General features: G+C 60.3%; 19 protein-coding genes and 1 tRNA gene. 18 read left to right on the top strand and 2 right to left on the bottom strand.

Annotation, left to right across the window (positions count from 1 at the left end; all coding sequences use genetic code 11):
• Nucleotides 1–12 precede the first annotated feature (12 nt).
• The 3 genes from GAO09_RS19430 (at nucleotide 13) to GAO09_RS19420 (ending at nucleotide 707) form a co-directional block, all read left to right on the top strand.
• Nucleotides 13–81: transfer RNA gene (locus GAO09_RS19430), tRNA-Tyr, on the top strand.
• A 258-nt stretch (nucleotides 82–339) separates the two neighbouring features.
• Entirely contained in the window at nucleotides 340–537 is a 198-nt protein-coding gene (locus GAO09_RS19425; protein WP_153356178.1) for a hypothetical protein, read from the top strand.
• A gap of 26 nt (nucleotides 538–563) precedes the next feature.
• Nucleotides 564–707, top strand: coding sequence for a hypothetical protein (locus GAO09_RS19420; protein WP_153356175.1), 144 nt, complete (start codon nucleotides 564–566; stop codon nucleotides 705–707).
• A gap of 25 nt (nucleotides 708–732) precedes the next feature.
• On the opposite strand, the gene GAO09_RS19415 is transcribed toward GAO09_RS19420, so the two are convergent.
• Nucleotides 733–909, bottom strand: coding sequence for a hypothetical protein (locus GAO09_RS19415; protein ID WP_153356172.1), 177 nt, complete (start codon nucleotides 907–909; stop codon nucleotides 733–735).
• A 57-nt stretch (nucleotides 910–966) separates the two neighbouring features.
• On the opposite strand from GAO09_RS19415, the gene GAO09_RS19410 reads away from it, so the two are divergent.
• The 7 genes from GAO09_RS19410 (at nucleotide 967) to GAO09_RS19380 (ending at nucleotide 6,808) form a co-directional block, all read left to right on the top strand.
• On the top strand, nucleotides 967–1,479 hold the full coding sequence (locus GAO09_RS19410) for a hypothetical protein (protein WP_153356169.1): 513 nt from the start codon (nucleotides 967–969) through the stop codon (nucleotides 1,477–1,479).
• Nucleotides 1,479–2,222, top strand: a complete 744-nt coding sequence (locus tag GAO09_RS19405; RefSeq protein WP_153356166.1) for a Rieske (2Fe-2S) protein — start codon at nucleotides 1,479–1,481, stop codon at nucleotides 2,220–2,222. The genes GAO09_RS19410 and GAO09_RS19405 overlap by 1 nt, the downstream gene beginning before the upstream one ends.
• Nucleotides 2,223–2,237: 15 nt before the next feature.
• Nucleotides 2,238–2,675, top strand: a complete 438-nt coding sequence (locus GAO09_RS19400; RefSeq protein WP_209018766.1) for a hypothetical protein — start codon at nucleotides 2,238–2,240, stop codon at nucleotides 2,673–2,675.
• Nucleotides 2,672–4,249, top strand: a complete 1,578-nt coding sequence (locus GAO09_RS19395) for a terminase family protein (protein ID WP_153356163.1) — start codon at nucleotides 2,672–2,674, stop codon at nucleotides 4,247–4,249. Before GAO09_RS19400 ends, GAO09_RS19395 begins: the two co-directional genes overlap by 4 nt.
• A gap of 221 nt (nucleotides 4,250–4,470) precedes the next feature.
• The gene (locus tag GAO09_RS19390; protein ID WP_153356160.1) at nucleotides 4,471–6,141 is read left to right on the top strand and encodes a portal protein; all 1,671 of its coding nucleotides are present in this window, start codon (nucleotides 4,471–4,473) and stop codon (nucleotides 6,139–6,141) included.
• Nucleotides 6,138–6,443, top strand: a complete 306-nt coding sequence (locus GAO09_RS19385; RefSeq protein ID WP_153356157.1) for a hypothetical protein — start codon at nucleotides 6,138–6,140, stop codon at nucleotides 6,441–6,443. Before GAO09_RS19390 ends, GAO09_RS19385 begins: the two co-directional genes overlap by 4 nt.
• 56 nt (nucleotides 6,444–6,499) lie before the next feature.
• Nucleotides 6,500–6,808, top strand: coding sequence for a hypothetical protein (locus GAO09_RS19380; protein ID WP_153356154.1), 309 nt, complete (start codon nucleotides 6,500–6,502; stop codon nucleotides 6,806–6,808).
• Between the two features lie 97 nt (nucleotides 6,809–6,905).
• Here GAO09_RS19380 and GAO09_RS19375 read toward each other — a convergent pair whose 3' ends face one another.
• Entirely contained in the window at nucleotides 6,906–7,436 is a 531-nt protein-coding gene (locus GAO09_RS19375; protein WP_153356152.1) for a hypothetical protein, read from the bottom strand.
• Nucleotides 7,437–7,464: 28 nt separating this feature from the next.
• Here GAO09_RS19375 and GAO09_RS19370 point away from each other — a divergent pair, with 28 nt between their 5' ends.
• From GAO09_RS19370 to GAO09_RS19335, 8 genes are all read left to right on the top strand, one after another.
• Nucleotides 7,465–8,439 (top strand): hypothetical protein, encoded by a 975-nt coding sequence (locus GAO09_RS19370; protein ID WP_235938316.1) that lies wholly within the window; start codon nucleotides 7,465–7,467, stop codon nucleotides 8,437–8,439.
• A gap of 189 nt (nucleotides 8,440–8,628) precedes the next feature.
• Nucleotides 8,629–9,462 carry a phage capsid protein gene (locus GAO09_RS19365; RefSeq protein WP_153356149.1) on the top strand — a complete coding sequence of 278 codons (834 nt, stop codon included), beginning with the start codon at nucleotides 8,629–8,631 and terminating at the stop codon, nucleotides 9,460–9,462.
• Nucleotides 9,463–9,475: 13 nt separating this feature from the next.
• The gene (locus tag GAO09_RS19360; protein WP_153356146.1) at nucleotides 9,476–9,781 is read left to right on the top strand and encodes a hypothetical protein; all 306 of its coding nucleotides are present in this window, start codon (nucleotides 9,476–9,478) and stop codon (nucleotides 9,779–9,781) included.
• Nucleotides 9,782–9,847: 66 nt separating this feature from the next.
• A complete protein-coding gene (locus GAO09_RS19355) occupies nucleotides 9,848–10,405 on the top strand; it encodes a hypothetical protein (protein WP_153356143.1) in 558 nt (185 codons plus the stop codon).
• Nucleotides 10,405–11,061 carry a phage connector family protein gene (locus GAO09_RS19350; RefSeq protein WP_153356140.1) on the top strand — a complete coding sequence of 219 codons (657 nt, stop codon included), beginning with the start codon at nucleotides 10,405–10,407 and terminating at the stop codon, nucleotides 11,059–11,061. The genes GAO09_RS19355 and GAO09_RS19350 overlap by 1 nt, the downstream gene beginning before the upstream one ends.
• Nucleotides 11,061–13,736: a phage tail protein gene (locus GAO09_RS19345; protein ID WP_153356137.1), complete on the top strand. Its 2,676-nt coding sequence runs from the start codon at nucleotides 11,061–11,063 to the stop codon at nucleotides 13,734–13,736. Before GAO09_RS19350 ends, GAO09_RS19345 begins: the two co-directional genes overlap by 1 nt.
• Complete coding sequence (locus tag GAO09_RS19340; protein WP_153356134.1) at nucleotides 13,729–14,094, top strand: hypothetical protein; 366 nt, start codon at nucleotides 13,729–13,731, stop codon at nucleotides 14,092–14,094. Before GAO09_RS19345 ends, GAO09_RS19340 begins: the two co-directional genes overlap by 8 nt.
• The gene (locus GAO09_RS19335; protein ID WP_153356131.1) at nucleotides 14,082–14,597 is read left to right on the top strand and encodes a hypothetical protein; all 516 of its coding nucleotides are present in this window, start codon (nucleotides 14,082–14,084) and stop codon (nucleotides 14,595–14,597) included. The genes GAO09_RS19340 and GAO09_RS19335 overlap by 13 nt, the downstream gene beginning before the upstream one ends.
• Nucleotides 14,598–14,602: the final 5 nt, after the last annotated feature.

Genomic DNA, 14,602 nt, shown 5'->3' with positions numbered 1-14,602 from the left:
GAGGGCCAACAGGTCGCCGTAGCTCAGCAGGTCAGAGCGCGCTGTATGGCGAGGTCGCAGGTTCAAAGCCTGCCGGTGGCCTGCCTCTGGGGCAAGAGAACAGAACCCGCCAACGCCTCTCAACGATGCGCACCCAGGTGGGTCATTGATCGGGAAGGCGAAACCACAACGGGTTTACCCTTAGGGCGTCCCAAAGCAGTGGTTCGAAACGCTGCGGGGCAGACAGCATGCCACCGTTCACTGTGGCTGTGAGTAGCCTTTCCGTTCTTCCTACAGGGTATATCGCCCATAAGCCCCGTCGCCGTAAAGGTTGCGGGGCTTTAGTTTGAGGAGTGAAAGATGACGATCACAATCAGCCTTGGATGGTGGATGGTACCCACCGCCATAATGATCGTGGCTTTCTCTCTTGCGGCATATGCCGATCGCGACAATTCGCCCGGTCCGTATGGTGCCGGCGCTTTCATCAGCTTGATAATCTATGGCGCAGGATTGGTTGCCACTCTCATCGCATGGCTGATCTGGGCGCTTGTCGCCTGACCGCCGCCTAGCCCGAAAGGCAGACCATGAGCAAGCGCCAAGGCATCTACTTCGTTCTGGGGCTGGGCGTGATCATGTTGGTTGCGGCGATCATCTCCGGGCACGGTCCCGCATATGTCTCCGCCGCAGCGCTCTTTGCCGGAGCAGCAGCGCTGAATTTAGCCGCATGACCACCGCCCGCGAGCGTGAGGCAGGTTATCTCCGCTTACTGTTCGTCACGTTCGACTCGTAGCGCGACAGTGCAATTATTTCGTCCAAGGCAACGGCGACTTCGCGAGGGATATCCTCTTCGCTTGAGACCCGCGCTGCAATGTCATGGATGATATCGAGAACTTCGTTCAACTGTTCTTCGGTTGGTTTCTCTATAGCCATCCCATCCTCCCAAGGTTGAACCCGCATAGGAGCACGTCATGGCCGGAGATGGCAAGCATGCTTCTCGCTGAACAGATCCGCAGCCAGGCGCGCCGCCAAGGGCGGGAACCGGCCACACTCGCATCGTTCTCAGGGCAAGCAACATCGCAAGAAACTGTAACGGCATCGCTGCGCGCGACAAACACGGATAGCAACTCCTACGTCGACCAGCGGATTGCATCGTTCGGCACGTCACTCTCGCTCCTGTACGAGCCAAAAGTCGCCGCAGGCACGGCAGCGCAATTCTATCGTGGCGACAAGGTCTGGGCGGCGGTGTCGATCAACGACGTCACCGGGCTATCCTCGTCGCTGTCTGGCCTCTCCACAACGGCGGCAGGTAAGGTCGCCAAGAGTGGCGACACAATGACGGGCCCTCTCATCCAGCCTGCATATGCCAAGGCCTCGCTACCGAATGTCGCAACCTTCGCTCGGTCGATGGTCTATGTGACCGATCTGACCGGCGGGGCTGAGTTCTGTTATAGCGACGGGAGCAACTGGCGCCGCATGTCTGACCGGAGCATTGCGAACTAATGCCCGCGCTCAACCCGGCCAATAGCGTCATCCGCCGACTGCAGATCGCCGTGGCCTTTGATGGGCTGACGGTCTCGGTAGGCCCTGGTGTCTGTTACACGCCTGACACCATCCGCCTGATCAGCGATGGCACCGCCTCCTTGACCCTTGCAAGCCCGACGATCAGCACGTGGTATCACGCCTACGCCTATCAAGGCGCAGACGGCACACTTGCTCTTGAGGTCGTGACGACCGCCCCGTCTGCCCCGTATCTGGGCACGGCCCGCACAAAGACCGGTGACACGACCCGCCGTTACCTCGGCTCGATGTATGTAGGATCGAACGGCAAGATCAGGCCATTCCGCCACACGATCGCCGGGGATATTGGCAACCGCATTCTGTTCGATGCCAGCACGACTGCCGGCAGTGTCCCCAACCCGCTCCTGAGCGGTCTCGTCGCCACCACTGTGCAGACGATCGCGCTCAACCCCATTCTTCCGCTCACCGCCAAGGAAGCCATCTGCCAGATCGTCAACATGTCGAACCGGTTCGTCTACATCTCACGTCCCGGTATGGCTGATCCAAGCGTGACCAATTTTCAGGTGATGGCAGGACCGTCGGCATGTCCCATCGCCGATATCATGCTGGACGACAGCCAGCGCATGACAGCAATTCTCTCTGCCAATGGGCTGCTTGGTTCAATCCTCGCAATCCTTTCTGGCAGCCTCACCATCTATTCGCTCGGGTACACCTATGACCGGTAACAAGGAATTCGCGTAATGGCAGCCGGTCGCCCCACGAAGTACGACCCGTCCTATTGCGATGCGGTTGTCGAACACATGAAGGAAGGCGCAAGCCTCACCTCTTTCGCTGCTGAAATCGGAGTAGCGCGGTCGACCATTAACGAATGGATCGATCAGAACTACGAATTTTCGGAAGCCGTAAAAAGAGGCAAGGCTCGCTGCGCCTCTTGGTGGGAGGCATTGGGCCGTAAAAACGCCGTCAACGGGGGCGGGAACGCAACGCTCGTCATCTTCGGGCTGAAGAACATGGCGGGCGAAGATTGGCGTGAGCGGACCTCTATGGAGCTTTCTGGGCCGGCCGGTGGAGCAATACCGATCGAGGACAAGAGCGCCACACCGCGCAATCTTGCTCGTGAAATCGCCTTCGCTTTGGCTGCCGGGCAGAAGGCCGCAAAGGATTCTTCCGAGGAATGAGCGCATCATCGACGCTGGACGATATCCTGCGGAGCTACAATGCTCTGCCGGAGGGCGACCAGCATAAGATATTGGAGGCGGCACATCAGCTTCGGGACGGTCGCCGTTGGCTGCCGAACCCCGGCCCGCAGACCATGGCCTATTTCTCCGAGGCCGATGAACTGTTCTACGGCGGTGGCGCTGGAGGCGGGAAATCTGCTCTCCTCTGTGGCGTGGCGATCAATGAGCACAAGAACGCTCTGATCCTTCGCCGCATCTCCAAGAACCTGAAGGGCATCAAGCGCGAGCTGCATGGCATCCTCGGATCATACGACGGCTTTAATGATCAGGCAGGCGTCTGGCGTCATGGGGCTGGCGTCATCGACCTTGGCCATTGTGAGCACGAAGGCGACAAGGAGAACTATCAGGGCGTACCGCATGACCTGAAGGGTTTCGATGAAATCACGCAGTTCACCGAGAGCCAGTACGCCTACGTCATCGGCTGGAATCGTTCGGCTGATCCGAACCAGCGGTGCAGGGTAATCGCTACCGGCAACCCGCCGACAAGTGCCGAAGGTCAATGGGTAATCAGGCGCTGGGCCGCATGGCTGGACAAGACCCACCACAACCCGGCAAAGCCCGGTGAATTGCGCTGGTATACGACGATTGACGGCGAAGACACTGAGGTGACGCAGGACTACGTTGGGCCAAATGGTCAGCGCCCACGGTCTCGCACCTTCATTCCGGCTCTGCTTGAGGACAACCCAGACCTCGCAGAGACTGGATATGCTTCCGTCATCGAGGCCATGCCTGAGCCACTGCGCACTATGATGCGCGAAGGCCGGTTCGATGTGGCCACCACTGACGATCCTTGGCAGGTCATCCCGACGATGTGGATCCAGGCAGCTATGGCGCGCTGGACCGATACGCCGCCTGACAATGTGCCGATGACCGCTGTTGCTGCAGACGTGGCGCAAGGTGGATCGGATAAGACGCAAATCCAGACCCGCTACGACTGGTGGTATTCCCGCTTCGACAGCCACAAGGGCAGTGAGACGCCTGACGGCCCGTCTGTAGCGGCTCTGATTACGAAGGTGATGCGAGACCGCTGCCGGGTGGTTGTGGACGCTGGCGGCGGCTATGGCGGCGATACGCTGACGCAGCTTGCCCATGCTGACATCGATTGTTTCGGCTTCAAGGGCAGCACCGGGTCGGCCAGTCGGACGAGAGACGGGATATTCGGGTTCGTGAACTTTCGCGCCCAAGCCGTCTGGCAATTCCGTGAAGCTCTCGACCCTACCTACGGCAGCAAGATCGCGCTGCCGCCTGATCCTGAAATGCTGGTCGATCTGTGCGCCTATCGTTTTGAAGAGCGCCGGGGTGAAATACTCGTCCTTCCCAAGGAGGACATGAAGGAGAAACTAGGCCGCTCCCCCGACAAGGGCGACACGACCATCATGCTCCACGCTTCGAATGCCGGTGGCCTGAAGCGGCCCAAGGCAGCGCAGGAGCGCAGAGACGAGAAGCGGCGATCGTTCAAGGCGGTCACGTCTAATACCGCGCTGAAAGACAAACTGCGCGGCAAGAAGCGTTAAACGAAGGAGCCTCCCATGGGCGGTCTGTTCTCCAAACCTAAAATGCCAGAGCCTACCCCGCCGGCCACTATGCCGGATGCGGATGACCCTCTTGCTCTGCGCGCACGCCGCCGGAAGGTCGCATCAACAGCTGGTGAAAGCTCCTCGGCACAAACGCGCCTTGCACCGGTACCGGGCACGATCGGCCGTGAATTCTCTCGCACGACGCTCGGTGCCAAGTAATGACTGACAGCCAAGGCCGCGATCTGATCGACATGGATGGTCGCATGTTCTCCGCAAAGGGGAGCATGGACAGTCTCCACCAGGAGATTGCCGAGTTTTTCTATGTCGAACGCGCCAATTTCACGAGCGAGATCACCTATGGGGAGGAGTTCGCGTCACACCTGACGGACTTCTACCCGACGCTGGTTCGTCGTGAGCTTGGTGACCAGATCGGCACGATGGTGCGACCCGCTGACCGGCCCTGGTTCAAGGCTGCCGCGTCGAACGAGGATATCTCGCGCGACCGTTCGGCTGCCTCGTTCCTTGAGTTCATGACCAATGTGAACCGCTCGATCCTCTATTCGAGAGACAGCGGCTATCGTCGTGCGGCCAAGGAGAACGAGCACGATTTCGCAACGTTCGGCATGGGCTGGACGCAGGTCAGCTACAACAAGACCCGCGACAATCTGATGTTTCGCACACATCACCCGAAGAACTGCGCCGGCGCCGAAGGGCCTGACGGTCAGGTCTGGCACGTCCATCGCAAATGCGACATGACGGCCCACGTGATGGCGCACTGGTTCGGAGAGGCAAAGCTTCCGCAGGCTGTGAAGAACGCGCTCAACGAGAAGGACGTCAAAACCTCCTTCAAACTGCGCCACATCTTCATCCCGGTTGAGCTTTACAGCCCGCACCGCAAGTTCCCCAAGGGCGCCAAGTGGGCAGAAATCTATGTGACTGAAGACGGAACAATCCTCCAGGAAACGCCGGCCTTCACGTTCGACTACATCGTGCCACGCTGGCAGACGGTGAGTGGCCACTTCTACGCCTTCAGCCCTGCCACGATCATTGCCCTGCCGCAGGCCCGCATGATCCAGCGTATGATGATGACCATCATCGAGGCAGGTGAAAAGCAGGTTGACCCGCCGCTGATCGGCACCGAAGACGCCATTACCGGACCGGTGGATATCACGGCCGGCGGCATCACCTATGTGGACAGCGAGTATGACGAGCGCCTTGGTGCTGCTCTGCGCCCTCTGGAGCTTGGCAAGAACGTCGGTCTGGGCGTGGACCTGATCACCGATGCCCGCCGCATGCTTGCCGATGCCTTCTACATCAACAAGCTGCAGCCGATGGCGACGGCTCAGCAGACCAAAACGGCCTACGAAACCTCGCAGATCGTGCAGGAGTACATCCGCAACGCTCTTCCGCTGTTCGAACCGATCGAGGATGAATGGACCGGACGCACGCTGGATCTCGTCACCGAGAAGGTCATGCGCGCCGGGGGCTATGGTCCGGTGGATCGCAATGGCATTCCCGAGGATATGCCCGACATCCTGCTCGGGCAGAACATCACGTATGAATTCAACAACAGCCTGAAGGAAGCCCGCGACCGCCAGGTCATCACCGGCTTCATGGAGAGCGGCCAGCTTATCGCTCAAGCGGCACAGTTCGATCCGTCACTGGTGGCAGAGGTGGATATGCGGACAGCGTTCCGCGATGCATTCGCCGCGGTGCCGAACGCGCGCGCCGACTGGCTCGTCGATGACAAGGCTGCCCAGCAGTCTCGCGCTGCCATCCAAGAGCAGCAGGCGGGCCAGCAGGAGATGGCAGAGGTAGGGCAGGGCGCAGCGGTTGCCGGTCAGGCAGCGTCGGCGGCTCAGCAGATCCAGCAGGTGTTGGCAGGATGACCAAGTCCGTGTCGCTCAGCGTCCATCGCAACAAGGTCGAGAACCGCCGCAAACGTGAACTGGCGAAGGACGCCAAGGCGCAGGTTGAGGCTCTCATCCGAGAAAAGGACGTTCGCGCCTACGCCTTCGTGGCCATCGCTGCCGATGGCACGGCCTACGCCAGATGGGACACCGGGGCTGTTCTGCCTATGTGGGCCTTTGCTGACACTGTCGCCCACGTCCTACGCGAAGACATTTGTCAGGCCGATGTCGCCGACGACTGGCGACCGAACCTGACACTCAAGGGCGGATCGCCCGACTGAAATCCGAATGACCGGATAGGCGCTTGCGGGCGCCGCTTTCACAAGAGGACATCGATATGACCGTAGAATACCGCGTCAAAAGCGTGGAGCGTTTCATCGTGACCAGACATGAGGACACGGGCGGCACCGGCTCCACCCAGCAGAAGGGGCCTGATTACCCCTCGTTCGAACAGGCTTACGAGGTCGCCACGGCTCTGGCCCGCGATGAGCGCGAGCGCCTTGGCCTTGAACCCGGCGACATGGGCGTGCTCTTCCCGGCTTCCAGCGTCAGCGAGTCCCGCGGCGAGATCAGCGAGCGGCAGTTGGAGACGTACCGGACGTCTGGCGACGATGCCGCCTACCGCGCCTCTGTGCCGGAGGCGTGAGGCATGCCAGTCGTAAAAGATAGCCCTTCCGGGCAGTTCAGGATCGAGAATATCGAGGGGCGTTTTTACGTTCGGCGCGCACTCGGTCCTTGGCCATTCAAGAATTGGTCGTGGGGGGCGAGGTTTTCAGCGGCGACAATTGCCGAGTGTGATGAATGGATAGTCCGCACTGAGCACGCCGAAAGCCCTGATGGTATGCGCGAAGCAGAAGCGGCGCCGGCTCTGAGGCAAGAATCTCAGCGCCTTGCTGTCGAGGCGCGCAATGATGCCCGTTCAAAGCTTGCCGCCGAAGGATATCAATACCATGCCGAACAGGACCGGTGGTATCGGCCAGAGATCGGCGCTGATGGCTGACCGCAAATACCTTCCATGGCTCCCGGTCCAGATCGTAGAGGGCCAGCCCACCAGCCACCTCGAATTGCGCAAGTCCGATGTTGCGGCCCTTCAGGCTGTGCAGGCCGGTGTCGCAAACGAGGGGCAGCAGAAGCAGGCAATCGCTGCGGTGCTCCACATCGCTGCGGTGGCCGATCTTGAATTTGTTCCCGATGAGCACGGCGGCGAACGAGGCTCCACGTTCAAAGGCGGTATGCGCCACGTAGGCCTCCAGCTTCGCAAGCTGCTCACCCATTCACTCGATATTCTCGCAGGAGACACAGATGGCGGACGAAGCCAACACGACCGACGCACAGGCAAGCCAGCAGACGGACGCAACGCAGACCGGTCAAAGCAGTGATGCGGCTGCCTCCTCTCAGCAGGGTGCTGATCAGGGTACGCAGGGCAGCGGCGATGGCGGTACGCTCACAGACGCGACGGCAGGCAAGGAAACCGGCGCCGCAGACGCAGGTGATCTCCAGCGACTTCGCGAGCAGCTGGCCGGCGGCGACGAAAAATTCCTGAACCATCTCGGCCGCTACAAGTCCGTCGACTCGATCAGCAAGGCCTTCAAGGAAGCCCGACAGGCAGCGGCGTCCGCTGGCAAGCCTGTTACACTGACCGACAAATCCACGCCTGAAGAGGTCAAGGCCTTCCGCGAGGCCTACGGCATCCCTGAAGACGCTGCCGCTTATCCCGGCGATTTCCGGAATGACTTCAAGGCATCCGAAGCGGACACCGCCATCCTTGGTGAGTTCAAGGCCGCGATGCATTCCAAGAACGTGCCGCCGGCCGCCGCTGCCGCCGCTCTCGACTGGTATCAGGACTTCGCCACCGCCCAGCAGCAAGAGCTGGACGGCAACATGGTCAAGGTCGCCAAGGAAACGCAGGGCGCTCTCCGCTCCGAATGGGGCGGCGAATACGACGGCAACATCAGCGCTGTGCAGGAACTGATGACCACCCACCTTGGCAAGGATGGTTTCGGCGACATGATGGAAATGCGGATGATGGACGGCTCGCGCCTCCAGGATCATCCCGGCTTCGTCAAGATGATGGCCCAGATCGCCACCGACTATTACGGCTCGAACGCCATTTTCAATGGCGACATCGAGACCACGTCGAAGACCATCGACGAGAAGATTGCGGACTATCGGAAAATGCAGACCGATGACCCCGCGAAATACCGCTCTCCCGCAGTTCAGGAGGCCGTTGCGGCCCTGTATGCGCAGAAGGAAAAGCTCGACGCCCGCAAGGGCTGAAGGGACTACCGCGGCACCCCGGCAACGGCCCCCGCACCTGAAATAAAGCATGAAAAGCTGACTGTAAGCCCCCGATGGATTTCGACCCAGCGGCCCCTTTGGCATGACCAAAGCACCCCGCTCGAAAGCCCCGGCACCCTTCCACGCGGCTGAACCTGAACCCTCCCATCCTCCGAAAAGGAAACGACCATGGCTTATCCAGTCACGGCGGCTCAGTATCGCGATGAGTGGATCCACGAGTTTCAGCGTGGTGAAACCTACCTCAAGGATACGGTCTCCAAGGAAACCATCACCAACGGCCACAGCTCGGCAGTCTTTGCCATCGCCGGACAGTCCAGCGGCATGTCGGAACGCGGCGTCAACGGCCTGATCCCGACCCGCAACGCCAACGACCGTCAGGTCACGGCGGAACTGAAGGAAATGCACTCGCTCGAGAACAACACGAGCTTCAACGTATTCACCTCGCAGGGCGGCAAGCTGCGCGAAGTGATGCAGAAGCGCTCCCGCATGGACGCGGTTCGTGAAATCGACGACGAGATCATCCGTGCTCTCTCGACCGCCACCAACGTCTACAATGGCGGCACTGCCGTCACGATGTCGCTGGGCCGCATGGTCGACATCGTGTCCGACCTCTGGGAAGGCAACGTCGATGAGCGCGTGACCTTCCTTCATACCCCGAAGAGCTGGGCACGCCTGCTGACCATGCCGAACTTCACCAGCTCGGACTATGTCGATCGCAAGCCCCTGATGGACGAGGCTCCGCGCCCGCTCATCTACGCGAACGCCTGGCACATGCTCCACAACGGCCTTCCCGGCCGCACCGGCGCCACTGCCCAGATGTTCGTCTACGCCAAGTCTGCCGTTGGCCATGCGCTTGCGACCGACGAGATCAAGGTCGCTGCCGGCTACAACGAGGAACAGGATTATTCCTGGGACCGCGCCACGATCTACCATCGTGCGCTCATCCTCCAGCAGGCCGGCGTTCTCAAGGTCGTCCACGACGACTCTGCAGCCATCACGTAAGGAGCGCTGAGCAATGGCTTATGACAAGAGCGGACTCCAGCTTGTTCAGGCTGGCATGTCCAACACGAACAACAACAAGTGGGAACTGAACACCACTGACGCCATCGCGACGGTCAATACGTCGAACTACATCAGCGATGGCGTGACCCGCGGCATGAAGCAGGGTGACGAAGTGCAGGTCAAGGTTCGCGCCTCCCTGCCGCTTGGCGCCGTGTCTGCCATGTTCATCGCATGGGTCAAGGACGTTGGCACCGGTGCCGACCTGATGGGCGTCGATATCACTGACGGCACTGTCGTCGACGCGACCGACACCGACTGATGGCACGCTCGGAGGCTGGCTTCGGCTGGCCTCCACCCCTCCATTTAAATTTCAGAGGTGATCACGATGAGTGACAAACCCGCAAAGACCCCGAAGCTGGGCGGCAACACCCGCTTCCAGCCATCCGATTTCTCCATCCAGCGCTTTGCAGCAAAGGTGTCCAACGACACCACGCTGGAAGACATTCTGCACCCGGAGTTCTTCTCCAACCATCTGGACCGCATGAAGCCCGGTATGGAAATCACCGTTCTGTCGGATGACTTCCAGCTCGACGCCCGCCTGCGCGTTCTGACAGTCGAGAAGACCACGGCATCCCTGCGCGTTCTGGACGACTACAGCGGCGCCAAGGAGACGAACTCCAAGCCGGAGAAGGAACCGAAGCCTGCAAAGGGCAGCGGCGCCAAGGAGGCCGAAGGCAAAGGCGGTGAAGGCTCTGGCACTATCAGCGGTCAGCTGACCGGCAAGGTGAAGGCCGAAGACCTTGAGGTCACGCACGGTGGTCCGCAGGGCTGGCGTTTCAAGCACGGCGACAAGATCGTCGAGCAGGGTTTCGGCTCCAAGGCCGATGCCGAAGCTGCTCGCGACAAATACCTGGCCAAGGTCAACGGTGAGGCTGCCGAGTAATGGTCACAAAGCTCGACGTTTACAAGCAGGCCGAACTGCATATCGGCAAAGGCACCATTTCGACGCTGTCGGATGATGTCGAAGCCCGGTACAAGTTCGATCAGGCTTGGCTTGGCGTGGTTGAGGAAGCCTTCAATGAGGGTGACTGGAACTTTGCCAAGCAGACGTCGAGCCTTACTGCCACGGCAGAGGCGCCTATCGACGGCTGGTCGTATTCCTTCACCTACCCGTCGAACTACCTTCGGACGCTATCGGTGGGTCCATACGCCCGTTGGACAGGGCCTTTCTACGACTTTGCCGATCAGGCTGGGAATATCTACGCCAACACCGACAACCTCGTGATCAGATACATTCGCAAGGATCTGATCAATACGGTTGAGGTGTGGCCTACGATGTTCTGGCGCTATGTGGCGCTGAAACTGGCCTACGAGACATGCGAGGCCCTGACCAACGGGAGCACGAAGCAGCAGGACCTCGAAGCCCGCATGAAGAAGGCCCTTGCCAAGGCCAAAAGCGTCGACGCTCGCAACGAGAACAACAAGCGCCTGCCTCCCGGTTCATGGCTCCGCTCGCGTGGCGGCTGGGGCAATCTCGGGAACGGCGGAATTGCCACCACCCTTGGCGGTGAAATTGTGCCGGAAGAGGGCGACGTTTAATGCCCCGCGTCAACGCGCCTATCTTTTCCCTCAATGGCGGCGAAGTCGGAGAGGAAGCCCTTGCACGCCTCGATCTGGAGCGCATGCAATTTGCCGGTGCGCTCTACTCCAACATGCTGCCGAAGGTCATCGGCTCGATGTCCTTGCGCCCCGGTCTTGAGCACATCGCCGATATCGACTTTGGACCCGTCCAGCTTCTCGAATATGCCTATTCGGGCGGAGCAACCTTGCTCCCGATCCTCTCCAACCTTGAGATGAGGGTGGTGAAGGACCGGGCGGTAGTGGCTCGTCAGGCTGTGGCAACAACCGTCGTCAATGGCGAGTTCGGTTCTTTTGCCGGATGGAGCGAAGCAAGTGGTTCTGGGGCGTCGGCGTCTGTCAGCGCAGGAGACCTCGTCCTTGCTGGCACGCTCCAGAACAGAGCAGCCGCACGGCAGACCATCTCGGTAGCGTCAGGTGATCAGGAGAAGGAGCACGCCCTCCGCGTGGATATCGAGCGTGGCCCGGTGGATGTCCGCATTGGCACATCAGCGGGGCGCGGTGATCTGGTGGAGGCCTTGGGCATCGAGGACGGCGTGCATTCGCTGTCGTTCACGCCTTTCGCCTCTACCATCTACATCGAACTCGCGAACACGGCAGCCCGTCAAAGCCGGGTAGAGTCATGCCAATTCGAAGCCGCTGGCCCGATGGTCATCCCCACCCCGTGGGATGCCGCCGATCTGAGCAGCAACCTCGTCAAATACCGTCAGAAGACCGACGTGATCTACGCCTCGTCGACGGCCTACCAGCAGCGCGAAATCCAGCGCCGCGGTGATACGTCATGGGGCATGCAGCGTTACAAGGTGGGCGATGGCCCATTCTCGCTTTATGACGGCAACATCCAGCTGCAGAACAGCGTATCGGAAGGCAATGGAACGATCACTGCCAGCCAACCCTACTTTGAGGCGGGCATGGTCGGGCGCCTGTTCCGGCTTTTCCACAATGGCGCGCTGGTCACTGACACCTTCAACACCGGTGGTCAGGAAGGCGCTCGTGTCCGAATTTCAGGAGTGGGTGAAGCTCGTCGCATTGGCTATCAGGTGTCGGGCACATTCTCTGGCATTGTTACCTTGCAGTCCGCCAATGATGACGGGTCAGGAAACCCGACCGGTTGGGTCGACGTCGTCAACGTCACCGCTCCGATAAACACCACCTACAAGGACTCAGACGACAACGTCATCAAGTTCTTCCGGTTCACTGTAAAGGCCGGGAACTACACGAGTGGCTCAATCGTCACGACCATCGCTTACTCCGGCGGGAGCCAGTCCGGTATCTGCCGGATTACGGCGGTGAACAGCCCGACCAATGCCAGCATGGAAGTGCTGAAGCGGTTCCTCAACACGACGGCCACGTCGGATTGGGACTATTCGACATGGTCCGACTACGATGGATGGCCAAGCGCTGTGGAGCGGTTCGGTGGGCGCCTGTATTGGGGCAAGGGCGATATCGCCTATGGTTCGGTACCTGATGCCTTCAAGAGCTTTGACGACACGATCGAGGGTGCCAGTGCGCCTATCGCTCGATCGGTAGGAGCGGGGTCGCAGCGCGGCATTCTTTGGCTGCTCGGTCTGGAAAGGCTCTTTGCCGGCTCGGATGTGTCCGAGATATCCATCAAGGCGTCGAGCTTCGACGAGCCTCTGACGCCAGATGCGTGGTTCCCGGTTGACGTCTCCACCTTGGGATGCTCCGATATTCGCCCGGTCAAGGCTGACAAGGACGGGATTTTCATCCAGTCGTCCGGTGTTTCGGTATATCGGATGGCTCAGGATCAGGGGGGCAACTACGGCGCATCAAACCTCATGGCTATGCATGAGGAGATTTGCGACGGTTCCCCGATCGTGGATATCACCGTTCAGCGCCGGCCGGACACAACCGTTTGGTTTGTTCTCACTAATGGCGAGGCACGCGCACTGACCTATGAGCCTTCGGAAAACGTTGTGGCTTGGTCTCGGTTTGTCACCGATGGCCAGATCACAAACGTGGCAGCGGTGCGAGGCAAGGGGCAGGACTCGGTTTACTTCGCCGTCATCCGCAACGGCAAGAAGCGGCTCGAGCGTCTGGCTGATGCCAAGGACTGCCGCGGAGGCGCACTTAACTGCCTGGCCGATGGGTTCACGACTTTCACCGCTACGGCAAACCAGACGGTGTTTTCGGTCCCGCAATTGGCGGGCAAGCAGGTGACGGTCTGGGTGAACGGCAAAGCGGTCCACGATCAGAACAACCTTGCCACCGCGACGGGGGGCAACGTGACCCTTACCACGCCGGTGCCCGCTGGTCAGACAGTGGTTATCGGGCTGCCGTATATAGGCCGCTGGCAGAGCACCAAGCTTGCCTATGGGGCAGGCGGGGGGACTGCCTTGTTCATGCGTAAGAAGATCGCGCAGCTCGGTCTGTACCTCACGAATACCGTTCTTGACGGCCTGAGGGCCGGTCGTGACTTCGCAACCCTTCGGCAACTGACGAGCACCAAGAACGGCGGGCCTCTGCCGAAAGGCCAACTGCAGGAAGCGTTTGATTTCGATCTTCTGCCGATTAGCTCGGATTGGAATACGGACAGCCGCGTTTGCCTCGAGCAACGGGCGCCTTACCCGTTCACGGCTTCGGCCATGGTGCTGGACGCCACGACCAATGGCTGAAGTGACACGAGCGACGGATGACGATGTCGCGCGCTTCTATGGAGGCATCCAGTTCAGCAGCGCATGGCACGCGAAGGCGATGCGCAAAGGAAGGCTTGTCGCGGGCATGGGCGGCGTTCTGGAAGTCGAACCCGGTGTCTGGGTTGGGTTCCTTGAGGTTCCCGCCGGTGAGCGACGGCCGTCTCTGTACCGGCATGTGATCGAAATGCTGGACGCCGCCAAGGCATCCGGCGCAACGACGATCAAGACATGGTGCGACGACAGCATTCCTCGCGCCGAAGCGATGATGCTCAAGCTTGGCTTTAAGCCGACAGATGAAACGATTGACGACAAGGTGGTGTGGGCATGGGTGCGTTAGCAGGTCTCGCTCCGATCTTTGGTGCCATCGGCACAGGCATTTCCGTGCTCGGCACCATCCAGGCAGGACGTGAGGCAAAAGCACAGGCCGACTATCAGGCCAAGGTGCAGGAGATGCAGGCCGACGAGGCGCAGGCAGCCTCCCAGCGTGATGCAGCCGCAACGTATCGCCAAGGTCGCCTGATTGCCTCACAGCAACGGGCGGCGGTGGCCGGCGCCGGGGGTGATCTGACGGACCCATCTGTCATCGACATCATGGCCGATACGGATTTTGAGACGGACCTTGCCGCTCGCACGGACATCTATCGGGGCGAACAGCAGGCGAGAGGTCTCAACGACGCGGCGGTCAACAGTCGGATTAGCGGCAAGAACGCCCAGAAAGCAGCATTCATCAGCGCCGCCGGGAATCTCTTCAGCGGCGTGTCCAACATGTATTCGCGCTTCGGTGCGCAGGCCAAAACGACAGCAACGGCATCGGGCAGCACGCGCCCGCTCTACGGGTGATCTGA

Origin of the sequence: Endobacterium cereale, assembly GCF_009617585.1 — a bacterium.
Taxonomy (GTDB): Bacteria; Pseudomonadota; Alphaproteobacteria; order Rhizobiales; family Rhizobiaceae; genus Neorhizobium; species Neorhizobium cereale.
This window is presented reverse-complemented; position numbering and strand designations above follow the sequence as displayed.